A 25871-nucleotide genomic window follows, 5' to 3' on the forward strand; every position below is an offset into this window, starting at 1 on the left:
GGTTGATTACCATGCTTACCGGTCACTGCCGGTCATTAGTGATGTATCACCCGGCATGACGAGCGTAGGGCGTCGACGGACACTTCCCCGGGGACTCGGGGCAAGTCATTTCCCATCCGCCCCAACCGCCCCGCACACAGCGGTGGTTACCCGGACTTTCCCCCGCAACTCCGTGTACAACCCCTTCGGTACCGGAAGCATCAAGGGCCGGAAACGATCGGCATAGGTTCCCCGCCTTCGGGTAGTCGCGCGCCCATGGCTCCATCAATGGGGAACACCAAACAATCCAGGCGAAGTTCGGGAAGCGGCCTCCGCCGCCGCACGCTGCTCGCGGGGGTAGCGGCGCTCGGCGCGGCGGGTGCGATGGGCGCGACGAGCGCCTGCAGCCGGGTGTCGACGGCCGACACCGGCGACGGCGGACATCTGCTGGAACAGCTGCGTGCCAAGGGCACCGTACGGCTGGGACTGGCGGGCGAGCAGCCCTACAGCTACATCGGCAAGGACGGGAGGATGACCGGCTCGGCGCCGGTCATCGCCGAGCGCATTTTCAAACGGCTGGGCGTGGCGAAGGTCGAACCGTTCGCCACGGAATTCGGCTCGCTCATCACCGGCCTGAATTCCCTCCAGTTCGATGTCGTGGCGGCCGGTATGTACATCAACGCGGACCGCTGCGAACAGGTCATCTTCGCGGACCCCGAATACCAGATGCTCGACGCCTTCATCGTGCCGAAGGGAAATCCGAAGAACCTGCGCACCTACAAGGACATAGCCAGGACCGGCGCCCATATGGCGACGGGCGTCGGCTTCGCCGAGATCGGATACGCCAAGGAGGCCGGGGTCAAGCGCATCACGACCCTGCCCGACCAGCTGGCCGGCCTGCTCGCGGTGGAGCAGGGCCGGGTCGACGTGTTCGTCGGCACCGCGGTCACCGTGCGCAACGTCGTGAAGGAGACCGAGACGACGAAGGCGGAGGCCACCCAGGAGGTCACGCCGTACGTGGGCGGAAAGCCGATGGTCGACGTCGGCGCCTTCGCCTTCCGCAGCCCGGAGACAAATCTGCGGGATGCCTTCAACCGCGAGCTGCACAAGATGAAGAAGACCGGCGAACTCCTCGACGTCATGCGGCCTTTCGGCTTCACGGAGGACCAGATGACGACCATCACCGCCAAGGAGAGGTGCAAGCCGTGAGCGAAATCAGCTGGGGTTTGTGGGAACTCCTCCTCAAAGGCGTCTGGATCACCGTCCAGCTGACGGTCTTCAGCGCCGCACTCGCCGCCGTGGTCGCTTTCGTCATCGGCCTTGCGCGTACCCACCGGATGTGGATCGTACGCTTCCTCTCCGGCGCGTACTTCGAGATCTTCCGCGGTACCTCCGCGCTGATCCTGATGTTCTGGATCTTCTTCGTCCTGCCGATCGGCTTCGGCTGGCAGCTGGTCCCCATGTGGGCCGCCGTGCTGGCCCTGGGGCTCAGCTACGGCGCGTACGGTTCGGAAGTCGTACGCGGCGCCCTCAACGCGGTGGCCCCCGCCCAGCGCGAGGCGGGCATCGCCCTCAGCTTCAGCCCGGCCCAGCAGCTGCGGAAGATCATCCTTCCGCAGGCCTGGCCGGAGATGGTGCCGCCCTTCAACAACCTGCTGATCGAGCTCCTCAAGGGCACGGCGCTGGTCTCGATCATGGGCGTCGCCGACATCGCCTTCGGCGCCTCGCTGGTCCGCAACGCCACCGGCCAGAGCGCCCCCGTCTACACGATCATCCTCGTCATGTACTTCGTCCTCGCGTTCATCCTGACGCGCGGGATGCGGGTCGTGGAGCGGCACGCCAAGGCGGGCATCGGCAAGGCACCGGAGAAGCGGTCGGGCCTGCGCAGCAGGCTCGGCCCCGACCAGGTCGGTGACATCGCGCGCTCCGGCGCGGCCCCCGCGGGAGGTGCGAGCCAGTGAAGTGGGACTGGAACGCCGTCGGCGACTTCATGCCGATGTTCTGGCACGGCCTGCTGGTCACCCTGGAGGCCCTGGCCCTCGGCTCGCTGATCGCCTTCGCCCTCGGGCTGGTCTGGGCCATGGCGCAGCGCTCCGAGCACGCCGTGGTCCGCTGGCCGGTGGTGGGGGTCACCGAGTTCATCCGCAACACCCCCCTCCTCGTCCAGCTCTTCTTCCTCTTCTACGTGCTCCCCGAGTGGGGGATCACGCTCTCGGCCCTGACCACCGGCGTGATCGGCCTCGGCCTGCACTACTCGACGTACATCGCCGAGGTCTACCGCGCCGGCATCGACGGCGTCCCGGTGGGCCAGTGGGAGGCGGCGACCGCGCTCAGCCTGCCGCGCACGCGGACCTGGGGCGCGGTGATCCTGCCGCAGGCGATCCGCCGCGTCGTGCCGGCGCTGGGCAACTACGTCGTCGCGATGCTCAAGGACACGCCGATGATCTTCGTGATCGGCGTACTGGAGATGCTCGGCGAGGCCCGCCAGTTCTCCTCGCAGACGTTCCACACGATCGAGCCCTACACGATCGTCGGCATCGCCTTCATCGTCATCGCCTACCCGGCTTCCCTTCTCCTGCGAGCCCTGGAGCGTCGTCTTGTCCGCTGACAGCAACCTCTCGAAAGCAACGGCCAACCCGGCGGTGGACGGCAGCGAGCTGATCCGCTTCGACCGCGTCACCAAGCGCTTCGGTACCAACACGGTCCTGGACTCGCTGGACTTCACGGTCTCCTCGGGCAAGCACGTCACCCTGATCGGCCCGTCCGGATCCGGCAAGACCACGATCCTGCGGCTGCTGATGACGCTGCTCAAGCCGGACGAGGGCACGATCCGGGTGGGCGGGGAGTACCTCACCCACGAGAAGAAGGGCGAGCGGCTCGTACCGGCCGGCGAGCGGCACACCCGCGAGGTGCGCAAGAACATCGGCATGGTCTTCCAGCAGTTCAACCTCTTCCCCAACATGAAGGTGCTGCGGAACGTCACCGAGGCGCCGGTGCACGTGCTGGGGATGTCCAAGGAGGCGGCCGAGGAGCGCGCCCACGAGCTGCTGGACCTGGTGGGCCTGACCGAGCACGTCGACAAGTACCCCACCCAGCTCTCCGGCGGCCAGCAGCAGCGGGTCGCCATCGCGCGCGCCCTGGCCATGCGGCCGCAGGTGCTGCTCCTGGACGAGGTCACCTCGGCGCTCGACCCGGAACTGGTGGCCGGCGTCCTGGACGTGCTGCGGGACATCGCGCACACCACGGACATCACGATGCTGTGCGTCACGCACGAGATGAACTTCGCCCGGGACATCTCGGACGACGTCCTGATGTTCGACTCCGGCCGGGTCATCGAGTCCGGGCCGCCGGAGAAGATCTTCACGGAGCCCGAGCACGAGCGCACCCGGGAGTTCCTCAGCGCGGTGCTCTGAAGCACGGCGCCGTACGTACGGAAGGCAGCGGTCCGCCGCCCCGGCAGGGGGCGGCGGACCGCTGTTTTTCCGTTGAGGCTATGACCAGGGCATATGCCATGGTGGTGAATCGCTGAACAGAAGGACGCCGAACGCCGATTTTCACTCAAGACCCCCTCCTGTCCGCCAGGTTGGCCGCTATCGTGGTACGAGCCACGCCACCCGGTAAGGCCGCGCGACGCATGCTGTCCGTGACGGGCGGCGACGGTGATGATGCAAACGGTCACAACCTGCTAGGGGGACACCGTGGCGCCGACGTACGAGCCCACCGCGCCTTATCACTCGGTGCGCTACGCACTTCGCGTTCTCGAAACGGTTTCCCGGCATGCCACCGGCACGACCGACACCCAGATCGCGCGCGAGACCGGGCTGCCCGCCGCCCACCTCAGCCACATGCTGGCGATGCTGCGCCGCGAGGGCTATCTCAAGCAGCTGTCCGACGGCGCGTACGTGGTCGGCGAGTCGCTGACCCTGCTGGGCGGTGGCGTCGGCCGGGCCCAGGCGCTCAACGACAAGCTCCAGAGCTCGCTGGACGAGCTGCGCGACTCCGTCGGCGCCGCGGTCTACATCAGCCGCTACATCGACGGCGAGGTGCGCATCCTGCACTACGCCGACGGCCCGCAGGCCCCCAAGGTCAACGAGTGGGCCGAGTTCCACCGCACGGCGCACGCGAGCGCGATGGGCAAATGCCTGCTCGCCCAGCTCGACCACGACGGCCGGCGGGACCACCTCTCCCGGCACAAGACCGCCCGGCTCACCTCCCGGACGATCACCAACGAGAAGGTGCTCTTCCACAAGCTCGACAGCCAGCCGGCCTCCGTCCCGGTCCTGGACCTCCAGGAGTACGCCGTCGGCACGGTCTGCGCGGCCGTCCCGATCACGGCCGGCGCCACGGTGGGCTGCCTCGCGCTGTCGATGCCGCTGGAGCACGCCCACCGGCTGCGCAAGGCGGCCGACACCCTGAACCGCAGGGCGGCCCCGGTCCTGCTGTCGCTGGCGATCTGACCGCCGGGTGTGGCCGGGACCACATGGTCAGGAGCACCCCTCGGGAGCAGGTAGTATTTACGTCGTCAGCAGGCGCCGTTAGCTCAGTTGGTTAGAGCAGCTGACTCTTAATCAGCGGGTCCGGGGTTCGAGTCCCTGACGGCGCACAGACAAGGCGAAGGCCCTCACTCCGGTGAGGGCCTTCGTCGTGTGCGGTGACCGGCCGCCGGCCGTTACGACAGGTTGACGTCGGCGCAGGAGTAGAAGGCGTTGCCGGTGTCGGCGATGTTCCAGACGCCGAGGATGATGTGGCGGCCCGTGTGGCCGGTGGGCACGGTGCCCTGCTGGCTCCAGACCTCCGGCGGCTGCTTGCCGCCGAGCGGCACGTTCATGAAGGGCTGCGACTCCAGGGACGCGCGGGTGAGCGGCTTGCTCGGGTCCCAGCCCTGCTTGGTGATGTAGTACCGGAAGTCCGTCGTGGCGTGCCGGGCGGTCATCTTCCAGGTGAAGTTGAAGCCCTGGCCCGCCTTGAGGTTCGTGGCGGGCCACTGGCCGCCGCGCGGGTCGTCGAGCTCCGCGAATCCGGAGTTGCCGCCGGCACAGATCTTGCCGTCGGCGGGGCCCGCCGCCGGGAAGCCCTTGGGGCCCTCGACGCTCTGCGGCTCGTACTGGATGGCGCCACAGTTCTTGACGGTGCCGGCGGCGCACAGCGACTGACGGCTCGCGGGCTGGGTGCCGTACCCGTGGCTGGAGGCGCTGCCGGTGGCGACCAGGGAGGCGCCGGCTATGCCGAGGGTGACCACGGCAACACTGATCTTCTTGCGCATGCTTCGCTCCTGAACGTGGGGGCGGGTTCGCCGAGCTGCATTGCGGTCTAGACCAAGCCGCAGCGTAATGAGGGCTGTTGCAGTTGTCCAGACCAATTTCCACGGCTCGTCACCCGCCCCCCGTCCCCCGTTCAGCCGGACCTGTCAGTTCCGTTCGGCGAACAGCCGCGCCAGGTGCGCGTCCAGATCCAGGTACCGGGTCTCCTGCCCGGGCGGCACCACCTCGGCGGTCGCCCGCACCCAGGCCGCCAGGTCGGTGGCCTCGGCCGTCAGCGCGCACGCGCCGCCGTCGGCCCGCAGCTCGATGTGGACCCGGCGGAGCCCGACCGAGTCCCGGAAGGGCCGTATCCGCACGTTCCCCTCCCCCGCCGGGCCGCGCAGCCCGGCGAGCAGCAGCTCCCGCGAGAACACCCAGGTCGTGACCGTACGGCCCTGGCTGACGAAGGCGACCCTGACCTCGTACGGGCGGTCACTGCGGTAGCCGAACCGGCCCGCCACCGGAACGACGGTGTCCGGACCGAGCAGCAGCTGCAGTTCGAGGGTGCGGGTCGTGGCGGCCACCACGGCGCCTCACTCCTGCGCCGCCGCGCTGCCGCGGGCGGTGTAGAACGCCACGGTCAGGTCCTTGACCAGCGCCTTGCGCTCGTAGTCGTCCAGCTCCACCAGCCCCCGGCTGGTGAGCCGCCGCACGGTGTCGTCCACCGCGTCCACCACCGAGGTCAGTACGGTGTCGCGGTGCCGGGCGTCGAGCGCGGCGACCTGCCTGCGGTGCATGGCGGCCGCCACCTCCGGCGCGTACTCGACACGGGTGGGCTGTGCGGAGAACACCTCGATGCCCACCGGACGGCAGTCCGCCGCGAGCTGCGCGGTCAGCGCGTTGCCCACCGCCTCCGCGTCCCAGACGCTCGGGGCGCCGCCCTTCTGCGGCGAGGGCCCTCCGGGGCCGGCGGGCGGCGCGTCGGCGGCCAGCCGGCCGATCACCCGCGCGGTCGCAGCCTCCACCTGTTCGCGCAGGTAGGCGACGTGATCGTCGACCTCGTACCGGGCCCGGGCCGCGTCCACGACCCGCCACACCACCAGCACCACGGCCCGCAGCCGCACCCCGGCCGCGTCCACCGCCGGCATCGGCTCGCTCCGCCAGTGGCGCAGCCGCACGTCGATCCGGCGGCGGCGCAGCACCGGGCTGATCCACACCAGCCCGGTCCGCCGGACGGTGCCGCGGTACCGCCCGAAGCGGCTGAGCACCCAGGCGCTGCCGACCCGGCCGCGGGCCAGCCCGCCGAGCGCGAACAGCGCCGCCGCGCCACCGAGGCCGAGCAGCGCCGCGTCCCGGACCGCCAGCGGGGAATGGCCCCGGGCCGGCAGCCGCAGCAGCCGTGCCGCCTGCTCGGGCAGCATCCCGTGCCACCACAGCAGCGCCCCGCAGCAGACGGCCGCGGCCAGCCCGGCGACCAGGGCGACGCCACCGGGGAGCGAGGGCCCGCGCCGCTCGCTGAGGTACGGGTCCTCCGCGGGGGCGCGCAGACCACCGGCCGGCACGGGCCCGGCGGGCTCCGTCCCGTCATCGGGCCAGGGCTCCGCGTCGGCGGGGGCGGCGGCCGGCGAGGCCACCCGGCTGCCGGCGTCGACCACCCCGAGGGCGTCGCTGAGGACCGCGCGTTCGGCGGTGTCGAGCAGCTCCTCGGCCGCCTCGATACCGGCCGTGGGCGGCAGGTCCTCCGGCCCCGGAACCGGGGTCGGCTCCGGGCTGGGCCCGGGCTCCGGCCTCGGGACGGGCGCCGGGTCCGGCATCGGCTCGCCCTCGCCGGCCGCCCAGCCGGGGACCGGGGGCCGGGCGTCCTCGGGCGCCGGGTACCGGACCTCGGCACCGGCCGCGTCCGCCGCACGCGCGCCGGCCGGGGCCTGCCGTACGGCGTCCGACGCGACGCCGAATTCGTCCACGAAGGGAAGTCCCGTGTCGGGGTCCATCAGGGGGACCATCCGCGGCGCCACCCCGTACGTCTGTCCCGCGCCGCCCGCCGGCTCCGCCGGGAACGCGGTCTCCGGGCGTCCGCCGTCCGTTCTGCCTGCCATGAAGTGCTCCGTCATTGGAAGAGTCGCCGCCAGGTCTCGGGGCCCGGATAGCCGTCGGCGTCCCGGCCGCGCCAGCCCTGCGCGCGCTGGAACGCCTCGACGTTCCGCCGGTCCGCCTCCGTCCAGCGCGGGCCGGGGCCGGAGAGGTAGTGCTTGCCGTAGCCCTTCTTCACGAGCTGCCGGCCGAGCTGTGTGACGTTCTTGCCGGCCGCGCCCGGCCGGAAGTGGCGGACGCCGGGGAAGCCGCCGCTCTTGGCGCCGGCGGCCCGGCCGCCGATGTCCCGGCCCTTGCCGCCGATCAGGTACGCCCAGGTGTCGGGCCCGGGAATGCCGTCGGCCTCCGCGCCGCGCCAGCCCTGGGCGCGCTGGAAGGCCCGGGTGGCGTCCCGGTCCGCCGCGCTCCAGCGCGGGCCGGGCCCCGAGCGGTAGAAACCGCTGCCGCCCCGGGCGACCAGCAGCTTCCCGAGCCGGGTCACCCAGGAGTTGTCGGACCCCGGGCCGAAGTGCCCGAGCCCCGGGAAGGCGTCCGCCACCACGTCCGGGAGCCCGGTGTCGGGCAGCCCGCCGCCGGTCAGGCCCCGGTAGCGGTAGGGCACGTATTTGCCGGCGTTGCTCCAGTAGGCGTACGGGGTGACCCGCTTCCGGGCGTGTTCCGGTGCCAGTTCGTACGCGACGTACTTCGAGTGCGAGCCGTCCGCCCAGCCGCCGAAGATGGTCACGTGGGAGCCGGCCGAGGGGTTGGCCGCGTTGTGGTAGAGCAGGATGTCGCCGGGCTTGAGCTCGTCCTTCGTTATCCGCACGGCGTACCGGTCGAGCGATCCGGTCCACTGGCTGCTGCCCAGCCCCCAGGCCATCGAGACGAAGCCCGAGCAGTCCTCGCGGTAGCCGTCGGACCAGAAGCCGTTCATGTTGTAGGGCACCCGCGCCGCGATCCAGGTCTTCGCCCGCGCGATGATCGCCGCGCGGGTGGTGGGGCGGGGCTCGGCTGCGAGCCGGGCCCGCCCGCTGCCCGCCCCGCCGTACAACCCGCTGACCTGCCCTTGCGGCGCCGTCGCCGGCTCGGCGTCGGCGGCCGCGCGGCCGGCCGGACCGGCGTCGGGCAGCACATCGGCGGGCAGCCCGTCGCCGGCCGAGCCGGCGAGGACCGTACCGGCCGCGGCGGCCAGCACCAGCGCGCGGCGGGCGCCGTGCGCGGCGGGGTGGCCGCCGTCCCTGAGCCGCCCGAGCGCGAGGAGGCGCCGCTCCTGCGCGCAGCCCGCGCAGGGGCAGTCGTCCGCAGGCTCGAATTCGACGAACACCGGCACCGTCATTCCCGTTCCCCTTCCGGCCGTTTCTTTCTCATAGGCCTCACACCGGCACAGCCTCTCAACTACCGGCGCATACCGCATGCTGACGGGGCAACTGATGACCTTGCATGCTGAAACACTCTTCCCCGTACAAAAACCGGCGAACCACCAGGCGGAAATGCGCCGGGGCACCGTGGCGGAGATCGCGACACGCGGAGGAAAAGCCGCCCTGCCCCGATTCCGGCAGGCGTGTCACACCTCACACGTTCGGCGGGGCGCCGACGGGTTTACGCGGCCCGGAGCACCCCTGGAGTTCGTGTAGAGTTTTCCAGGTCAGCGCGCGCCGCTAGCTCAGTTGGTTAGAGCAGCTGACTCTTAATCAGCGGGTCCGGGGTTCGAGTCCCTGGCGGCGCACGTAGGGCCGAGGCCCCCTCGTCACGACGAGGGGGCCTCGGTCGTTTCTTACCGGCGCTTTGCGCGGGAGTGCTGGTCAAAAGGGTGGGCCGGGGTGCAGAGTCACGGGATGGCGAGGGACATCCAGGAGCGCATCAAGAGGCTGATCATCGACCAGCGGCTGCCGTCCGGCGCACCCCTGCCGACCGAGCCGGAGCTGATGGAGCTGCTCGGGGTCAGCCGGAACTCCGTGCGCGAGGCGCTGAAGGCACTCCAGGCGATGGGCATCGTGGAGATCCGGCACGGCTTCGGCACCTACGTCGGGCCGATGTCGATGGCCCCGATGATCGAGGGCCTGACCTTCCGCACGGTGGCCGGGCACTACCGCGGCGAGGACAGCCTGCTCCAGCTGCTGGAGCTGCGCGAGGCGGTGGAAACCGGACTGATCGCGCGGCTGGCGGGGCGGGTGCCGGCGGCGGACCTGGCAGAGCTGGACGCGATCGTGGCGCGGATGCGGACAGAGGCGGCGGCCGGCGGCGTACGGGCCGGCACCGACCGAGCATTCCACGCCACTCTCCATCGCGGCCTGGACAATCTTCTGCTCAGCGAGGTGCTCGAAGCGTTCTGGGACGCCTTCCACCGGGTGCGTACCGACCTCGTCCCGGCGCACGGGGACCCGGAGGCCACGGTGCGCCAGCACGAGGAGATCGTGGCGGCGGTACGGGAGGGCGACGGGCCCCGCGCGGAGCGGGCCGTCCGCCACCACTTCGACAACATCCGCCACAGACTGCGCAGTTCAGGCGAGCGCTGACGGGTGCGTCCGGCGGGTGAGGGGCCGCCGGACGGAGGGGCGCACGGACCGCCGCACACTACTCCGAGTCCACTCATACGCCCACACCTTCCGTAAGCACCTCATTCCGCCCTTGCGATCATGAAGGCCGGTTAGGGACCCTGACGTGGCGGATGGGTCGAAGATGGCCTTGACGAGCATGTGGGGGAAGGCCATCGGCTGCGCCGAACGAGGAGTTGGGGAACTCCGCGCGCTGCCATGATGGCGAGGCACGACCGGGCAACCGGAAGGCGGGCGGCGCACTGCTGAGTGCGCGGGCGGCCGAGACCACGGAGCCCGAGCCGGTCAGGGGGACCAGCGGCTCGGGCGGGGAACAGACGGACACGCAGCCAGTTCTGCGTGCGGGGGGATGGAGTCATGACGTCGTCGACGCCTCACGGCGCCCGGCAGGAACAACAGTACGACCCGTCCGCGACGACGCGGTTACGCCTGCCGCGCCAGCACCGCAGGCGCCCGCAGCAGCCCGCGCCGCTGCCGCGCTACGACTACGAGCACTACAGCCGGCTCGCCGGACCGCTGACCAGGCCCGAGCCCGGCAAGCCGTACAAGGTGCGGTACCGCAGCCTCCTCGCCGACGAGCCGCACCGATTGCGCGCCGCCCTGCTGCTCGGCGCGGCGCCGCTGGTCTCCCTCGGACTCCTCGCCTGGCTGCTCCAGCCCGCCCACTGGACCGAGCGGGACTACCCGCAGTTCGCCTTCCTCCCCGTCCTCGACGTGGTCATGCTCGTCTCGATCGGCCTGATCGAATTCTTTCGCTGCATGAACGTCCTCTCCAACGCCCACGCCACTCTCGTCGCCCGTGACCCGATACCGGTCATACCCGAGAGCGGCACCCGCGTCGCCTTCCTCACCTCCTTCGTGCCCGGCAAGGAACCGCTGGAGATGGTCACCAGGACGCTGGAGGCCGCGGTCCGGGTCCGCCACCGGGGCCTGCTGCACGTCTGGCTGCTGGACGAGGGCGACGACCCCGCGGTCAGAGAGGTCTGCGCGAGACTCGGGGTGCACCACTTCACCCGGCACGGCATACCGGAGTGGAACCGCGCGAAGGGCCCGCACCGCGCAAGAACGAAGCACGGCAACTACAACGCCTGGCTCCAGGCGCACGGCGACGACTACGACTTCTTCGCCTCCGTCGACACCGACCACGTCCCCCTGCCGAACTACCTGGAGCGGATGCTCGGCTACTTCCGCGACCCCGACGTCGGCTTCGTCATCGGCCCCCAGGTCTACGGCAACTACGACACCTTCGTCACCAAGGCCGCCGAGTCGCAGCAGTTCCTCTTCCACGCGCTGATCCAGCGGGCCGGCAACCGCTACGGCGCCCCCATGTTCGTCGGCACCTCCAACGCGGTGCGCATCACGGCCCTGCAGCAGATCGGCGGGCTGTACGACTCGATCACCGAGGACATGGCCACCGGCTTCGAGATGCACCGCCACCGCAACCCCGCGACGGGCCGGAAGTGGCGCTCGGTCTACACCCCCGACGTGCTCGCCGTCGGCGAGGGCCCGACCGCCTGGACGGACTTCTTCACCCAGCAGCTGCGCTGGTCGCGCGGCACGTACGAAACGCTGCTCAATCAGTTCTGGAAGGCGCCCTTCACGCTGTCCCCCGGCCGCCTCTTCAACTACTCCATGATGGTCATCTTCTACCCGATGTCCGCGCTGAACTGGATCCTCGCCGCCCTCAGTTGCGCGCTCTTCCTCGGGCTCGGCGCCTCCGGCGTCCAGATCGACCCCGCCGTGTGGATGATGCTCTACGGCAACGCCTCGGCGCTCCAGATCGGCCTGTACGTGTGGAACCGCCGGCACAACGTCTCCCCCCACGAGCCGGAGGGCTCCGGCGGGGTCGCCGGCATGCTGATGTCCGCGCTCTCCGCGCCGATCTACGCGCGCTCCCTCTTCGACGCGGCGCTGCGCCGCAAGAGCAAGTTCGTGGTGACCCCGAAGGGCGACTCCTCCAGCCCCGACACCCTCTTCGGGACCTTCCGGGTGCACCTCTTCTTCCTGCTGGTCTTCGGCGCCTCCCTGATCGCCTCCTTCTTCTTCGGCCATGCCCACCCGGCAATGATCGTCTGGGCCGTACTGGCCCTGCTGGTCTGCTGCACCCCGATCGGCGTCTGGCGCTGGACCCTGCGCCGGGACGCGCGCCACCGGGCGGGCCCGGCCGCGCCGCCCACGCAGCGGCAGCCAGAGCCACAGCCACCGGCCGCCGTGGACACGGTGCCCGCGGCCACCGATGACCGGATCGCGCAGACCGTGCAGATTCCCGTGGGGGGAACCAACCGATGAGATACCGACCGAGCCGCCGTACCCGCCGGTTGGGAGTGGGTGCGGTGGTGGTGATCGCCCTGGCCGCGATGAACGGCCCGGCGGTGTACGGCTTCGCCTCGGAGCAGTACCACTCGTACAAGATCAATCAGCCGGAGTACAAGGAGCGGAACGGCCACTGGGACGTGGTCGACGTCCCCGACGCGTACCGGATCAACACCATCCACGCGGCCCTGCTGCACACCGGCAAGGTCCTGCTGGTCGCCGGCTCCGGCAACAACGCGGCGAACTTCAAGGCCAAGTCCTTCCGCACGGTCCTGTGGGACCCGGCGAAGAACACCTTCAAGAACATCCCCACGCCCGTCGACCTCTTCTGCTCCGGCCACACCCAGCTCCCGGACGGCAAGCTGCTGGTCGCGGGCGGCACCCAGCGCTACGAGACCCTCAAGGGCGATGTGAAGAAGGCCGGTGGCCTGATGATCGTCTACAACGAGGACCCGGACGGCCCGAAGACCTTCCCCGCCGGCACGCTCTTCACCGGCAAGGAGAACGGCAAGACCTTCGTCTCCAAGGACCCGGTCGTGGTGCCGCGAGCGAAGAAGATCAAGGACAAGGTCACCGGGAAGGTCCGGGTCGAGCACAGCGAGGGCCGGGTCTACGTCGAGGCCCGCAAGGAGGGCCGCGCGCACGCCACCGGCGCCCAGGACAACTACCGCATCCACGGCCTGACCGGCGCGGACGCCCGGAACTTCTACGGCATCGCACAGAAGCTGTCCTTCGACAAGAAGGACTTCCAGGGCATCAAGGACTCCTTCGAGTTCGACCCGGTCGCCGAGCGGTACGTCCGCGTCGACCCCATGAACGAGGCCCGCTGGTATCCGACGCTGACCTCCATGGAGGACGGCAAGGTCCTCTCGGTCTCCGGCCTCGACGAGATCGGCCAGGTCGTCCCCGGCAAGAACGAGCTCTACGACCCGAAGACCAAGAAGTGGACCTACCTGCCGAAGCAGCGGTTCTTCCCCACCTACCCGACGCTCTTCCTCTCCGGCAGGGGCCAGGTCTTCTACACCGGCTCGAACGCCGGGTACGGCCCCGACAACAAGGGCCGCACGCCCGGCATCTGGGACCTGGAGAGCAACAGGTTCCGGGTGGTGCCCGGGATGAGCGACCCGGACATCCTGGAGACGTCGATGTCCGTGCTGCTGCCGCCCGCGCAGGACCAGCGGTACATGGTCCTCGGCGGCGGCGGAGTCGGCGAGGACCCGCGCGCCACGGCCAGGACCCGGATCGCGGACCTCACCGACCCGAAGCCCCGCTTCCACGACGGCCCCGACCTGTACGCGAAGGCCCGCTACCCGAGCAGCGTGATCATGCCGGACGACACGGTGCTGACCACCAACGGCTCCGGCGACTACCGCGGCCGCAGCGACTCCAACGTCCTCATGGCCGAGCTGTACGACCCGGCGGCGAACACCTCGCGCCCCGTCGCCGACCCCCTGGTCGGCCGGAACTACCACTCCGGCGCGCTGCTGCTCCCCGACGGCCGGGTGATGACCTTCGGCTCCGACTCGCTCTTCGCCGACAAGGACAACACCAGGCCGGGCGTCTTCCAGCAGCAGATCGACCTCTACACCCCGCCGTACCTCTTCCACGGGACGCGCCCCGGCCTGAAGGCCGCGGGCCCCACGACCGTACGGCTGGGCGGCACGGCGACGTTCACCTCGGCGCACAGCGGGTCCCTGAAGAAGCTGCGGCTGATCCGGCCCGGCTCGTTCACCCATGTCACCAACGTCGAACAGCGCTCCGTCGCGCTGGACTTCACGACGAAGGGCGACACCGTGACCGCGACCCTGCCCAAGGACCCGTCCCTGGTCCCGCCCGGCTGGTACATGGTCATGGCCGTCGACGCGGACGGCACACCGTCGAAGGCGGTGTGGCTGAAGGTGCCCGCCGCGAAGCCGGCGGCGTCCGCCGCCGAGGACCGCGGCTGACCGTCGGGTACGCACGGAGGGGGCGCCCCGCGGGCGGGGCGCCCCCTCATCGTGTCCCTGCGCGCCGCGTCACTGCTGGCTGTTGCGGGCCAGGGCCAGCGCGTACGTCGGCCACCAGGCGCCCGCCTGCGGGCCGCCCTTGCACGTGCCGTCCGACTCACCGGGGCGCTTGATCCAGAGGTAGGCGTCCACCAGCCCGTCGTCGGTCTTCGTGGTCGGCGGCTCGCCGAGCGCCCGGCCCGGCGGATTGCACCAGTTCTCCGCGTCGTCGCCGCCCGGCGCCGGGCCGTTGCCGTTCCGGCTGGTGTCGATGACGAAGTGCTTGCCGCCCACCATCGCGGAGAGCTGCCGGCCGTACTTCTCGTTCTCCGCCGTGGTCTGGTAGTTGGAGATGTTCAGAGCGAAGCCGTCGGCCTTCTCGATGCCGGCCCGCTTCAGGGGCTCCACCATCCGCCCGGGGTCCTTGATCCAGTGCGGGTTGCCCGCGTCGAGGTAGACCTTGGTGTGCGGCAGCGCCTTGAGCTTGCCGACGGCCTCGGTCAGCAGCGCGTACCGCTCCTCGTGGAACTCCTCGGGGGTGCACTTGTCCTCGATGTGCGGCAGCGCGTCCGGCTCCAGGATCACCGTCGTCGCCCGGTCGCCGATGCCCTTGACCACGCCGTCCAGCCAGGCGCGGTAGGCGTTGCCGTCGGCGGCGCCGCCCTTGGAGTAGCTGCCGCAGTCGCGGTGCGGGATGTTGTAGAGCACCAGCAGCGCGTCGCGGTCCGCCTTCGCGGCCGCCTCGGTGAAGCCGCGGGCCTCGCCCTGCGGGTCGTCGATGCCGATCCACTCCGCGACGGGCTGTGCCGCGATGCGGTTGATCAGCCGGGCGTCGTCCTGCTTGCCGTTCTTGCGGTACGCGGCGGCCTGCCGGGCGGCCTTGCCGTCCGGGTTGACCCAGTACGGCACCGTGGCCCTGGGCCGCTGGCCCGGTGGCCCGGCACCCTCGTCGGGCTCGTCGGACGAGGAGCATCCCGCCAGGCCGGCGGCTGCCAGCAGCAGGGCCGCCAGCGCCGGTACGGTGACGCCTCGTCCGCCGCGGTCACCGCGCCGTCCGCTCGAAGTCCCCCCGGACCCGGGTACAACGCCGTACATCCACTCCCCCCTCGGAGCACGGAACTTGGCCGGTCGCAGCAATCCTGGCACATGCGTGTGGTGCGGCGACGGCGAGTGGGCAACCTGTTACGGTCCGCTTTCGTCGCCCCCTGTACGAGCGACGCGCAGGCGTTCTAAAGTGTGATTCTGGCCCCGGCCCCCGGCCTGGAACGCGCGCTTCATGGCGCCTCCCGCCGGCGGCAGGGCAACTCCCGCAGTCCTGAATCGCGGCGGTCGAGGACCGGTCGGCCGGTGGTTCAGGGGGGAGCGAACCGCCGGCCGGGCCGGGCGATCCGCGTTCCGTCCTCCGCACGTCTCTCACTTCCTTCAGGGTCCGCTGACGCCGGTCAGATACGCGAAGACCACGGTGCGCGGGCGGTCCTCCGCGACGATCCGGAGTTCGGCGCGGCCGCGCTCGTGCGCCCCGTGGGTCCACCGGGCGCCGGCCGGGCCTGCGGGGCGGGACCGTACGTCTTCCACCGTGAACTCCGCGATGCTGCCGTCCGAGCGGGCCACCCGTACGGTCTCTCCCGCGTGGATTCCGGCCAGTCCGGCGAAGGGGCCGTGTCCGGGCCCCGCCTCGCCCCGCCCGGTCAGCACCGCCACGCCCGGCCGCCCCGGCTGTGTCCCCGTCGCGTCCCAGACCACCTCGTCCGGCTCCCGGCCCGGCGGCGTCCCCTCGGTGGCGCCCGCGCCGCCGGGGATCACGTCCGCGTGGGCCATGCCCAGCGCGCCGATGCCGACGGCGGTGGGCCGGGCGGCGGGCAGCGGGTCGATCGCCCGGGGAAGTTCCTGGAGGAGGGGGCGGCCCACCGCGGCGACGTCCCCGGTGGTGGCGGCCGGCAGCTGTCCCTCGGCCGGGCCGCGGCCCCACACCCACAGTCCGATCAGCAGTACGGCCCAGGCCACACCGGTCAGCAGCCGGCCGTATCCGTCGGTGGCGGCCAGGGGCTCATTCGGCATCACCGCCACCCCGCTTCCGCACGACGTGCACGATGCGGCCGATCACGACGAGGGCGACGCCGCCGGCCACCACGAGCCCGGCCGACCGGCCCGAGTTCATGCCGCCCTCGGACTTCCGGTCCGCCGCCGGCGGGAGGGGCCGGGTGGAGACCTGGGCAGCGGGCACCGCGGACCGTGCCGCCACCCCCGCGGTGGCGGCCGGGCCTGGCCGCGTGTCCGGGCGGCCCGCCGGTTGCGCGGTGCCGGCGAGCACCACGCAGGCGGTGACGGCCGTGCACGTACAGACGGTGAATCGTGGTGGACTCATGCGCACCTCCGGATATCTCCGAAGGTCGGCCCCGGCGGCCCGGCCCGCATCCGGAGCGGCCCGGGCCGTGCGCCGTCGGGGTGAGCGGGGTCTTCCGTACGGGTGGTGCGGCCGCCGGCTATACGAGCTGGACGAGGTCCGCGATGGAGTCCACGACGTGCGACGGCTTGAAGGGGTGCTTGTCGATGTCGCCGGGCCCGGTCAGGCCGGTGAGCACGAGGAAGGTCTCCATCCCGGCCTCCAGGCCGGCCAGCACGTCGGTGTCCATCCGGTCGCCGATCATGGCGGAGGTCTCGGAGTGGGCGCCGATGGCGTTCAGGCCGTGCCGCATCATCAGCGGGTTGGGCTTGCCGACGAAGTACGGCGCGCGGCCGGTCGCCTTGGTGATCAGCGCGGCCACCGAGCCGGTCGCGGGCAGCGGGCCCTCGTTGGAGGGGCCGGTCTCGTCGGGGTTGGTGGCGATGAAGGCGGCGCCGTTGTTGATGAGCCGGATGGCCTTGGTGATGGCCTCGAAGCTGTAGGTGCGGGTCTCGCCGAGGACGACGTAGTCCGGCGAGTGGTCGGTGAGGATGTACCCGATGTCGTGCAGGGCCGTGGTGAGCCCGGCCTCGCCGATCACGTACGCGGTGCCGTTCGGCCGCTGGCTGTCCATGAACTTCGCGGTGGCCAGCGCCGAGGTCCAGATCGACTCGTACGGCACTTCGAGGCCGATGCGGGCGAGCCGGGCCTGGAGGTCGCGCGGGGTGTAGATCGAGTTGTTGGTGAGCACGAGGAACGGCTTGCCCGATTCCCGCAGCCGCTTGATGAAGGCGTCGGCGCCGGGCACCGGCACACCTTCGTGCATCAGCACACCGTCCATGTCGGTGAGCCATGACTCGATCGGCTTGCGCTCTGCCACTGCCGGACTCCTGCCGTACGGGGAACTGCTGCCTGACTGCCGAGGGCGCCGGCCGTTGCCGCACGTCTCAGGCGAAACGTACGTACGACCGACGCCCACAGCCTAAGTCAGCCGGCCGTGACCTTGACCCCGTCGACCGCCCAGTACCAGTTGTTGCCTCCGGTGTAGCGGAAGCGGACCCGCACGGTGCGGGCGCCGGACGGCACGTCCAGGGCGACGGTCTCGGCCCGGGCGACGGCGTCGGCGGTGTAGGTGCGGACGGGGGCCGGGGTGCCGTCGTCGTAGGAGACCAGCACCTCGGCCCGCTGCGTGCCCTCCTGGAGGTAGTGGGAGGAGAAGGAGAGCGTGGCCGGCGCGCCGCCCTGCACCGGCCAGGCGGGGCTGACCAGGGTGGAGTCGAAGGTGCCGGTGGTGGCCGCGTCGGACCACTCGTCGCCGTCGGCGACCGCGAAGACGCCGCGCGCCCGGACGTTGGACTCGCGCTGCTGGCCGGGGGCGGCCTTGGTCCAGAACTCGTCGGTGGTGAAGGACCAGCCGCGCCACTCGGTGATCCCGCCGCCGCCCATCGCGGAGTTGTCGACGGACCAGCCGGGCGGCGGGGTGCGGGTGAAGCCGAGCACGCCGGAGCCGACGCCGGTCTCGTCGACGGGCCCGGTCAGCTTCGGCCGCAGCGCGTCGAAGTCGTCGGCCGCGGAGGTCTGCAGGGGGCGGCCGTCCAGCTGCCAGGCCGGGTCGGCGGTGATGCCGAGGTGGCGCAGGGCGGTGGCGGCCACGTCGACGATCCGGACGTCCTCGCGGACCGTGCGGGCCGGCAGCCCGCCGCCGGACGCCAGGACGAAGGTCTGCCGCTCGCCCCAGCTGTTCCCGCCGTGGCCGCCGGCGTCGGTGTGGCCGTGGTCGGCGCTGATCAGGACCAGCCAGTCCTCGGCGGCGTAGGAGGGCCGGGCTTTCACGGCCGTGAGCATCTCGCCGACCTGGGCGTCCGCGGTGCGGAGCGCGTCCAGGTACGCCCGGCTCGCGGCGCCGGACGAGTGGCCCGCGTGGTCGACGTTGTCGAGCTGGACGAAGACCGCGTCGGGGTTCCCGTCCGTCAGCTCGGCGACGGCCCGCGCGGTGGTGCCCTTGTCGTACTCGGCGGACGGGGTGGCGACGCGGGTGTCGACCTCGGCCGAGACGATCCGCTCGGTGATCGGGGCCCAGGAGGCGACGGCGTACGTGCGCAGGGCGGCGCGTGCGCGTTCGACGCGGGTGAGGAAGTCCGGGTAGCTGCCGTAGTCCGCACCGCTGAAGCTGTTGTCCCGGACGCCGTGCTTGTCGGGCCAGACGCCGGTGAGCAGCGTCGACCAGCCGGGCGCCGACTCGGTGCGGGCCATCGGGCTCGCGTAGAGGCTGGTGGGCGCGGTGATCCCGGCGGCCATGAGGGAGTCGAGGACGGGGGTGTCGGCGTCCCGTACGCGGTCCAGCCGGCCGGCCCCGTCCAGGCCGATGAACAGGACCTTGGGGGTGCGGGCCGCGGCGGTGGCGACGGCGGCGAGCGGCCCGGCGGCCAGCGCGGCGCCGGCGAGACCGGCGGTGGCGACGGCGAGCAGGGATCTTCTGCTGAGCTCGGACAAGGTGTTCCTCCGTGGGGTGCGATGCGCCCGGCACACTCCAACGCCCCTGCCGGAACAGGGGCGTTGGGTCTGGACCCGTTACCATTCCGCGATACTGCGCGGAGCGCCAGGGCCGTGCGGTGAGAAGTGCGGGAACGGGAGGTGAGCCGTCAGCTGCCGGTGGCCGACTTCCAGGCGTCGACGTAGGTGTCGAGGTTCTTGTCGATGTCCTGCCAGTCCGGCTCGAAGATCTCGACGCCCTTCATGATCTCCGCGAGCTTCCGGGCGTTCTCGTCGGTGGCCTTGACGTCCTTGCGGGCCGCGAAGCCGCCGCCGACCGAGGAGACCTCCCGCTGGACCTCCGGGCTGAGCAGGTAGTCCAGGAACTTCTTGCCGTTCTCGGTGTGCGGGGCGTCCTTCACCAGGCCCGCTGCGTACGGCAGCGCGAAGGTGGAGGGCTTCCCGCCCGGCTTCGCCGCCGGGAAGAAGATGCCCTGGTCCGGCATCGACTTCATGTTGGCGTAGTTCATCTGCACGTCGCCGTTGGCGACCAGCAGTTCGCCCTTGGCGGTCTTGGGCGCGAGCTGGCCGGTGGAGGAGGACGGGCCGACGTTGTTGGCCTGGAGCTTCTTGAAGTAGTCCATGGCCCGGTCGGTGCCGCCGAGGTCGTGCATGGCCTTGATGACGACGGCGGTGCCGTCCCCGGCCACGCCCGGCGTGGAGTACTGGAGCTTGTTCTTGTACTTGGCGTCCAGCAGGTCCTGCCAGCTCTCCGGGGGCTGCTTGAGCTGCTTCTTGTTGTGGATGAAGCAGAAGTAGTTGTTGACGACGGAGGTCCACTTGCCGCCCGGGTCCCGGTCGGCGGCGGCCACCTGGTCGTACCCCTTGGGCTCGTACTTCTGCAGCAGGCCCTTGCCGTCGGCCTGCTGGATGAACGGGGGCAGCGTGACGACCACGTCCGCCTGGGTGTTCATCTTCTCGCGGGCGAGCCGCTGCACGGCCGCGCCGGAGCCGGCCTCGACGTAGTTGACCTTGATCCCGGTCTTCTTCTCGAAGTCCTTGAAGACCTTGTCGTAGAACCCGTCGCCCTTCTCGCCCTTCAGGCCGTCGGCGCTGTAGACGGTGACTTCCTTGGCGTTCGGGTCGGCGGCGGTGGAGCCGCAGGCGGTCAGCCCGGCGCCGAGCGCCAGGACGGAGACGGTCGCGGCGACCGGCTTGAGGTACGAGTGACTGCGCATGGCGGGTCGTGACTCCTCGGGGAACGGTACGCGTCAGCGGTAGGAGGCTCTGGTACGGATGCGGGAGACGCCGAAGAGCACGATCAGCGTCGCGGCCATCAGGGCCACCGCGAGGGCCGCGCCACTGAAGAGGGCGCCCCGGTCGGTGGTGGCGAAGATCTGGACCGGCAGCGGCAGCCAGTCGGGCGGATAGATCATCATCGTGGCGCTCAGCTCGCCCATGGACAGCGCGAAGCAGAGTCCGGTGGCCGCCGTGAGGGACGGCAGCAGCAGCGGCAGCTTGACCCGCCACAGGACGTACGCGGGGCGGGCCCCGAGGGCCGCGGCGCTCTGCTCGTACGCGGGGTCCAGCCGGTCCAGCGCCGCGCTCACCGACTGGTGGGCGAACGCGGTGACCAGCACCGTATGGGCGATGATCACGATCTGCCGGGTGCCGTTGAGCAGCAGCGGCGGCTGCGAGAAGGCGACCAGCAGGGAGAGGCCGACGGCGACGGAGGGCACCGCCACCGGCAGCATGAAGAGCGTGTCGATCACCTTCTTGCCCCGGCCGCCCAGGCGCTGCGCCGCCAGCGCCGCCCAGGTCCCGGCCGCCAGCGCGAGCAGGCTCGCGGCGAGCGCGGTCAGCAGGCTGGTGACCAGCGCGTCCAGGGAGTCGCCCTTGGCCATGTCCTGGTAGTGCGTCATCGTCGTCCCGGAGGGCAGCGCCCCGCTCCAGGTGGTGGCGAAGGACGCGGCCAGGATGACGGCGAACGGCAGCGCGAACAGCGGCAGGAAGAGGAGCAGGAAGCCCGCCCAGACCGTCCACTTGGCCTTATTGCTGTGCACGAGCACGGCGGGCACCTCCCTCGCGGCCGGTGCGCGCCACCAGGGCCCGGTAGCCGGCGTACAGCGCCACGGACAGCGCGATGTTGACGACCGCGACGACGCACGCACCGGTGTAGTCGCCGTCGAGGATGGCCTTGGTGTGGACGAGGACCGGCAGCGTGACCACGTCCTTGGCACCGGTGAACAGCACGATCCCGAACTCGTTCAGGCACATCACCAGGACGAGCGCCCCGCCCGCCGCGAGCGAGGGCAGCGCCTCGGGCAGGATCACCGTGCGCACGATCCGCAACGGCCGGGCGCCGAGCGACGCGGCGGCCTCCAGCTGCCCGGTCTCCACCTGCGAGAACGCGGCCAGCAGCGGGCGCATCACGAACGGCGTGAAGTAGGTGATCTCCGCCAGCAGCACGCCCCAGGGCGTGTGCAGGAAGTCGAACGGGCCGCTCGCGGCGCCGGTCGCCGAGGTCCACAGCCCGTTGGCCACGCCCGTCGAGCCGTAGACGAACAGCAGGGCGAGGGTGATCAGGAACGAGGGGAAGGCCAGGAAGATGTCGATGAACCGGCCGAGCGCCCGCGCCCCGGGGAACGGCACGAAGGCGACGACCAGCGCGAGGGCGAAGCCGAGCACCAGGCAGCCGAGGGTCGCCCCGGCCGCGATCAGGACGGTGTTGACCAGCGCGTCCCGGAAGGACGCCTCGGCCAGCACCTCTCCGTACGCGGCTGTCACCGGCCCGCCGTCGTCCGGCGTGAACGACTGCCGCACCAGCAGCACGAGGGGGTAGAGGAACACCAGCGCGAGACCGGCGAGGGGCGGCAGTGCCCAGAGGCCGCGCGGTACGGCCCGGATCCGCGACCGGGGCGGGACGCCGAGGCGCGCCCGCTGGGTGACGCTAGCCATCGGCACCCGCCCCCGCGGGGATCAGCACCGCGTCGTCCGGCGCGAAGTGCACGGTCACGTCGGCACCCACGGCGGGCACCTCCCGCAGCTCGCGCACGTCGGCCATGACCCGGTGCCCGGCGACCTCGACGTAGAGCCGGTGGGTGGCGCCGCGCCACTGGAGTTCGGCGAGCCTGCCGCGCAGCGCGTTCGGCCCCTCCCCCAGCCCGACCAGGTGCGGCCGTACGCACAGGGTGGCCGCCGCGCCGCGCGCCACGCCCTCCGTGCCGCGCACCGCCAGCTCGGTGTCCCCGAAGGTCACGGCCGCGTCGCCGGGCCCCGCCGTGACCGGCAGCAGGTTGGCGTTGCCCACGAAGGAGGCGGTGAACTCGGTGCGCGGCGCCCGGTACAGCTCCCTCGGCGTACCGCAGTCCCGCAGCCGCGCCCGGTCCATGACCGCGATCCGGTCGGCGAGGGTGAGCGCCTCGACCTGGTCGTGGGTGACGTACAGGATCGACACGTCGGGCAGTTCGCGGTGGAGCCGGGCCAGTTCGGCGAGCATCCCGGAGCGCAGCTGCGCGTCCAGCGCGGAGAGCGGCTCGTCCAGGAGGAGCACGCCGGGCCGGATGGCCAGCGCGCGGGCGATGGCGACGCGCTGCTGCTGGCCGCCGGAGAGCTCGCGCGGGTAGCGCCGGGCGTACCCGGCCATGCCGGTCAGCTCCAGCGCCTCGGTGACCCGCGCCGCGATCTCGCCGCGCGGCACCTTCTGCGCCTTCAGTCCGAAGGCGACGTTGTCGGCGACGCGCATGTGCGGGAAGAGCGCGTAGCTCTGGACGACCATGCCGATGCCGCGCTTGTACGGCGGGAGCCCGGTGACGTCCCGGCCGCCGATCAGCACCCGCCCGGAGGCCGGCGTCACGAATCCGGCGACGGCCCGCAGCGCGGTGGTCTTGCCGGAGCCGGAGGGCCCGAGCAGGGCCATCACCTCGCCGGGCTCGACGGTCAGGTCGAGGCCGTCCAGCACGGTGTGCGTGCCGTACGCGACGGAGACGTTCTCGAAGCGGATGCCGGAGGCGGCGGGCTTCGTGGCGGATGCCGCCGCGGGCGCCGCGGCGGTGTCAGGCGGGGCGGTCATGGCTCACCACTCCCAGCAGGGCGGGCAGTTCGGCGACCGAGCCGAGGACATGGGTGGCGCCCGCGGAGGTCAGCTGCTCCTTGTCGTGGGCGCCGGTGAGCACGCCGGCGACGACGGAGGCACCGGCCCGGCGGCCGGAGAGCATGTCGTAGGAGGTGTCACCGGCCACCGCGATCCGCTGCACCGCGTCGGTGGCACCGGTGCGCAGCAGCGCGGCGAGCACCATGTCGGGGTACGGGCGGCCGCGCCCGCCGGCGTCGGCCGGGCAGAGGGTGAGCGGTACGAGGTCCTGCCAGCCGAGCGCGGCGAGGATCGCGTCCTGGGTGACCCGGGCGAACCCGGTGCTGAGGACGACGGTGATCCCCGCGGCCCGCAGCGCCTCGACGGCCTCGCGGGCGCCGGGCACGGGCGCGATCAGCCCGCCGTCGACCAGCTCGCCGTAGGCCTGCTCGAAGGCGGCGTTGGCGCGCCGGGCCGCGTCCTCGTCGCCGAAGAGGTGACGGAAGACGGAGATCTTCGACTCGCCCATGGTGGCGCGCACGTAGGCGAGCTTCTCGGCGTGGTCGGGGGTGCCGGGCTCGACGCCCAGCTGACGGGCCGCGGCGTCGAAGGCCTGCTCGACGAGGCCGCCGTCGGCGACGGTCGTACCGGCCATGTCGAGCACGACCAGCTCAATGGATTCGTTCGTGTGCAACGGGATCACCAACCCAGTTCGTTCGCGGTCTTCTCGGCGATGGCCGGGGAGCAGGTCATGCCGCGCCCGCCGGGCCCGGTGACCAGCCACACGCCGTCGCTCGCCTGCTGGCGGTGCACCACCCGGCCGGTGTCGGTGCACTGCGCGTACACCCCGGCCCAGCGGTGCCGGACGCGCGGCAGCGGGCGGCCGAGGATCGATTCGACGACGCCGGTCAGGTGCTCGTAGGGCTCCTCGACGGTGTCGAAGGCGAACGGCGTCTCGTACTCGTGCGTGTCGCCGATGGTCAGCCCGCCGTCCGCGCGCTGGACCATCAGGAGCTGCATCTTGTGCGCGGCGGCGGTCGGGGCCTGCGGCTGGCCGGCGTTGAGCGCGTCCAGCGCCTCGCTGCCGTACGCGGGGTAGTAACGGAAGCTGTCCGCGTCGGCGACGGAGGTGGTCAGCGGCTCGCCGAGCGGGTCGGTCTGCATCATCTGCAGCCGTACGCGGCGGACCGGGAGGTCCGGCAGCAGCTCGCGGACCAGGCCGCTCAGCCAGGCGCCGGTGCAGAGCACGACCGCGTCGCCGCGGTGCACGTCGCCGTGGTCGTCCCGTACGCCGATGCCGTTGTCGAGGACGTCGCGGACCTCGCGCCCGCCGAGGTAGGTGTAGCGGCCGGAGGCGAGCAGCGCCTGCTTCAGTTCGCGCTGGGCGACACGGGGCTCGACGGCCGCGTCCCGCTCGCACCACAGGGCGCCGAGGAAGTCGCCGCGCAGCGCGGGGTTGAGCGCGCGGGCCTCCTCCGCGTCCAGCAGCTTGTAGCCGCGCGCGGCTGCGTCCGGGCGGCGGGCGGCGGCCTCGGCGACGGCCCGCTCGGCCGCGTTCCTCACGACGGTCAGCGAGCCGATGGCGCGGAAGCCGAGCCCCGGCACCCGGGCGCCGATCTCCTCCCACAGCGCGCGGGCGCGGAGCGCGGTGTCCAGCTCCTCGCCGCCCGCGCGGCCGCTCACCCAGATCTGTCCGAAGTTCCGTACCGAGGCGCCGCGGGCCTCGGCCTCCCGCTCGATGTGCACGACCTCGTGGCCGCGTTCGACCGCCTGCCAGGCGTGCATGGTCCCCAGCACGCCGGCTCCGACAACTATGACTCGCATGGCCGAAACGCTCGCCGTGGTGGGTGACCCGACCCCGACCGTTCAGCAACGGGACGGTTAACAGGCCATCAAGCTTGGCCTAGACCCGTTACCCTTTTGTGATCTGGAGACAGCACTCGCCGTAGGGGTACGGCCGGTGGTCCACGTCCCCACCGCGGTGGTTGCGCGCGCAGTTCCCCGCGCCTCTAGGGAGCGCCGCCGAGCCGCGCCGTGAACGAGAACCGGTCCCCCCGGAACAGCGTCCGCACCCGCTCCAGCGGCCGCCCGGCCGTATCGCGGCTGATCCGGTGGATCAGCAGCATCGGCAGCGCCCCCGGCGTACCGATCAGCAGCGCCTCGCGCGGCGTGGCGAGCACCGTCTCCAGCCGCTCGTCCGCGTCGCCGAAGCCGATGCCGAGCCGGTCGTGGAGGTAGGCGTAGAAGGAGGAGTCCGGCTCGAAGTCCGCGTCGAGCCGGGGCGCCCGTTCGACCGCGACGTACGTGCTCTCCAGCCCGACCCGCTCGTCGTCGGCGAGCAGCACGCGCTCCATGTGCCACACCGGTTCGCCGGGCGGCAGATCGAGGTCGGCGGCGAGCAGGTCGGGGCACGGGAAGCGGTCCAGCCCGATGAGATGCCGCCCGGGGCGGCGGCCCTGCTTGCGCACGCCCTCGGTGTAACTCGCCAGCGCCAGCGGCTGTTCGAGCTTGGGCCCGGCCACCACCGTGCCCCGGCCGAGCCTACGGATCCGGCCTTCGAGGAGCAGGTCGCGCAGCGCCTGGCGCAGGGTTTCCCGCGACACCTCGAACCGCAGGGCCAGTTCGCGCTCGGTCGGCAGCGGCTCGCCCTCCCCCAGCTCGGCGAGCAGCTCGCCGATCCGCACCTTCGCGGCGTAGTACTTGGGGATGCGCCCGTGCTCGGGGATGCCGGCTCTGATCGGCGCACCGGGCGCCTGGTCCTTCGGGTAGTCCACCGGCCGATCCTCGCACGCCCGTCCGGCG

The 25871-nt window shown here is 71.7% G+C and carries 24 protein-coding genes and 2 tRNA genes; 10 read left to right on the plus strand and 16 right to left on the minus strand.

What is annotated here, in order from left to right:
* The first annotated feature begins 255 nt into the window (after positions 1-255).
* The 6 genes from ehuB (at position 256) to ACZ6WH_RS28615 (ending at position 4582) form a co-directional block, all read left to right on the plus strand.
* On the plus strand, positions 256-1188 hold the full coding sequence (gene ehuB, locus ACZ6WH_RS28590; protein ID WP_469731759.1) for an ectoine/hydroxyectoine ABC transporter substrate-binding protein EhuB: 933 nt from the start codon (positions 256-258) through the stop codon (positions 1186-1188).
* Complete coding sequence (gene ehuC, locus ACZ6WH_RS28595; RefSeq protein ID WP_469731761.1) at positions 1185-1940, plus strand: ectoine/hydroxyectoine ABC transporter permease subunit EhuC; 756 nt, start codon at positions 1185-1187, stop codon at positions 1938-1940. The genes ehuB and ehuC overlap by 4 nt, the downstream gene beginning before the upstream one ends.
* Entirely contained in the window at positions 1937-2587 is a 651-nt protein-coding gene (gene ehuD / locus ACZ6WH_RS28600) for an ectoine/hydroxyectoine ABC transporter permease subunit EhuD (protein ID WP_432854753.1), read from the plus strand. The genes ehuC and ehuD overlap by 4 nt, the downstream gene beginning before the upstream one ends.
* Positions 2588-2621: 34 nt before the next feature.
* Positions 2622-3392: an ectoine/hydroxyectoine ABC transporter ATP-binding protein EhuA gene (ehuA, locus tag ACZ6WH_RS28605; protein ID WP_432864369.1), complete on the plus strand. Its 771-nt coding sequence runs from the start codon at positions 2622-2624 to the stop codon at positions 3390-3392.
* 285 nt (positions 3393-3677) lie between these two features.
* Positions 3678-4436 carry an IclR family transcriptional regulator gene (locus tag ACZ6WH_RS28610; protein WP_469731763.1) on the plus strand — a complete coding sequence of 253 codons (759 nt, stop codon included), beginning with the start codon at positions 3678-3680 and terminating at the stop codon, positions 4434-4436.
* A gap of 72 nt (positions 4437-4508) precedes the next feature.
* Positions 4509-4582 (plus strand) — tRNA-Lys (locus ACZ6WH_RS28615).
* 66 nt (positions 4583-4648) lie between these two features.
* Here ACZ6WH_RS28615 and ACZ6WH_RS28620 read toward each other — a convergent pair.
* The 4 genes from ACZ6WH_RS28620 to ACZ6WH_RS28635 form a co-directional block, all read right to left on the minus strand.
* On the minus strand, positions 4649-5242 hold the full coding sequence (locus ACZ6WH_RS28620; RefSeq protein ID WP_361562755.1) for a lytic polysaccharide monooxygenase auxiliary activity family 9 protein: 594 nt from the start codon (positions 5240-5242) through the stop codon (positions 4649-4651).
* A gap of 144 nt (positions 5243-5386) precedes the next feature.
* On the minus strand, positions 5387-5803 hold the full coding sequence (locus ACZ6WH_RS28625; protein ID WP_469731765.1) for an SsgA family sporulation/cell division regulator: 417 nt from the start codon (positions 5801-5803) through the stop codon (positions 5387-5389).
* Positions 5804-5812: 9 nt separating this feature from the next.
* Positions 5813-7315, minus strand: coding sequence for an SPFH domain-containing protein (locus tag ACZ6WH_RS28630; RefSeq protein WP_469731767.1), 1503 nt, complete (start codon positions 7313-7315; stop codon positions 5813-5815).
* 11 nt (positions 7316-7326) lie between these two features.
* The gene (locus ACZ6WH_RS28635) at positions 7327-8625 is read right to left on the minus strand and encodes a peptidoglycan-binding protein (protein ID WP_469731769.1); all 1299 of its coding nucleotides are present in this window, start codon (positions 8623-8625) and stop codon (positions 7327-7329) included.
* A 316-nt stretch (positions 8626-8941) separates the two neighbouring features.
* On the opposite strand from ACZ6WH_RS28635, the gene ACZ6WH_RS28640 reads away from it, so the two are divergent.
* The 4 genes from ACZ6WH_RS28640 to glxA all read left to right on the plus strand — a co-directional run bounded on the left by ACZ6WH_RS28640 (position 8942) and on the right by glxA (position 14103).
* Positions 8942-9015, plus strand: a tRNA-Lys gene (locus tag ACZ6WH_RS28640).
* A 109-nt stretch (positions 9016-9124) separates the two neighbouring features.
* Positions 9125-9805, plus strand: a complete 681-nt coding sequence (locus tag ACZ6WH_RS28645; RefSeq protein ID WP_432854765.1) for a FadR/GntR family transcriptional regulator — start codon at positions 9125-9127, stop codon at positions 9803-9805.
* 396 nt (positions 9806-10201) lie between these two features.
* A complete protein-coding gene (locus ACZ6WH_RS28650) occupies positions 10202-12133 on the plus strand; it encodes a glycosyltransferase family 2 protein (protein WP_469731770.1) in 1932 nt (643 codons plus the stop codon).
* Entirely contained in the window at positions 12130-14103 is a 1974-nt protein-coding gene (gene glxA / locus ACZ6WH_RS28655) for a radical copper oxidase GlxA (protein ID WP_469731771.1), read from the plus strand. The genes ACZ6WH_RS28650 and glxA overlap by 4 nt, the downstream gene beginning before the upstream one ends.
* Positions 14104-14172: 69 nt before the next feature.
* On the opposite strand, the gene ACZ6WH_RS28660 is transcribed toward glxA, so the two are convergent.
* The 12 genes from ACZ6WH_RS28660 to ACZ6WH_RS28715 all read right to left on the minus strand — a co-directional run bounded on the left by ACZ6WH_RS28660 (position 14173) and on the right by ACZ6WH_RS28715 (position 25843).
* Positions 14173-15237 (minus strand): glycoside hydrolase family 6 protein, encoded by a 1065-nt coding sequence (locus ACZ6WH_RS28660; RefSeq protein WP_469731772.1) that lies wholly within the window; start codon positions 15235-15237, stop codon positions 14173-14175.
* A gap of 327 nt (positions 15238-15564) precedes the next feature.
* Positions 15565-16200, minus strand: a complete 636-nt coding sequence (locus ACZ6WH_RS28665) for a class F sortase (RefSeq protein WP_469731773.1) — start codon at positions 16198-16200, stop codon at positions 15565-15567.
* On the minus strand, positions 16190-16507 hold the full coding sequence (locus ACZ6WH_RS28670; protein WP_432854784.1) for a hypothetical protein: 318 nt from the start codon (positions 16505-16507) through the stop codon (positions 16190-16192). The genes ACZ6WH_RS28665 and ACZ6WH_RS28670 overlap by 11 nt, the downstream gene beginning before the upstream one ends.
* A 118-nt stretch (positions 16508-16625) precedes the next feature.
* Positions 16626-17405 (minus strand): HAD-IIA family hydrolase, encoded by a 780-nt coding sequence (locus ACZ6WH_RS28675; protein WP_052867035.1) that lies wholly within the window; start codon positions 17403-17405, stop codon positions 16626-16628.
* A 107-nt stretch (positions 17406-17512) separates the two neighbouring features.
* On the minus strand, positions 17513-19018 hold the full coding sequence (locus ACZ6WH_RS28680) for an alkaline phosphatase family protein (RefSeq protein ID WP_469731775.1): 1506 nt from the start codon (positions 19016-19018) through the stop codon (positions 17513-17515).
* Positions 19019-19167: 149 nt separating this feature from the next.
* A complete protein-coding gene (locus ACZ6WH_RS28685) occupies positions 19168-20235 on the minus strand; it encodes a 2-aminoethylphosphonate ABC transporter substrate-binding protein (protein WP_432854791.1) in 1068 nt (355 codons plus the stop codon).
* A gap of 33 nt (positions 20236-20268) precedes the next feature.
* Positions 20269-21066 carry an ABC transporter permease gene (locus tag ACZ6WH_RS28690; RefSeq protein WP_469731777.1) on the minus strand — a complete coding sequence of 266 codons (798 nt, stop codon included), beginning with the start codon at positions 21064-21066 and terminating at the stop codon, positions 20269-20271.
* Complete coding sequence (locus ACZ6WH_RS28695) at positions 21047-21955, minus strand: 2-aminoethylphosphonate ABC transporter permease subunit (RefSeq protein ID WP_469731779.1); 909 nt, start codon at positions 21953-21955, stop codon at positions 21047-21049. The genes ACZ6WH_RS28690 and ACZ6WH_RS28695 overlap by 20 nt, the downstream gene beginning before the upstream one ends.
* On the minus strand, positions 21948-23069 hold the full coding sequence (locus tag ACZ6WH_RS28700; RefSeq protein ID WP_469731781.1) for an ABC transporter ATP-binding protein: 1122 nt from the start codon (positions 23067-23069) through the stop codon (positions 21948-21950). The genes ACZ6WH_RS28695 and ACZ6WH_RS28700 overlap by 8 nt, the downstream gene beginning before the upstream one ends.
* Positions 23053-23763 (minus strand): phosphonatase-like hydrolase, encoded by a 711-nt coding sequence (locus ACZ6WH_RS28705; RefSeq protein WP_469731783.1) that lies wholly within the window; start codon positions 23761-23763, stop codon positions 23053-23055. Before ACZ6WH_RS28705 ends, ACZ6WH_RS28700 begins: the two co-directional genes overlap by 17 nt.
* A gap of 5 nt (positions 23764-23768) precedes the next feature.
* Positions 23769-24893 (minus strand): TIGR03364 family FAD-dependent oxidoreductase, encoded by a 1125-nt coding sequence (locus ACZ6WH_RS28710; RefSeq protein ID WP_469731785.1) that lies wholly within the window; start codon positions 24891-24893, stop codon positions 23769-23771.
* A 185-nt stretch (positions 24894-25078) separates the two neighbouring features.
* The gene (locus ACZ6WH_RS28715; protein WP_469731786.1) at positions 25079-25843 is read right to left on the minus strand and encodes a GntR family transcriptional regulator; all 765 of its coding nucleotides are present in this window, start codon (positions 25841-25843) and stop codon (positions 25079-25081) included.
* Positions 25844-25871 lie beyond the last annotated feature (28 nt).

The sequence above is a fragment of the Streptomyces sp. NPDC050806 genome (genome assembly GCF_055586425.1).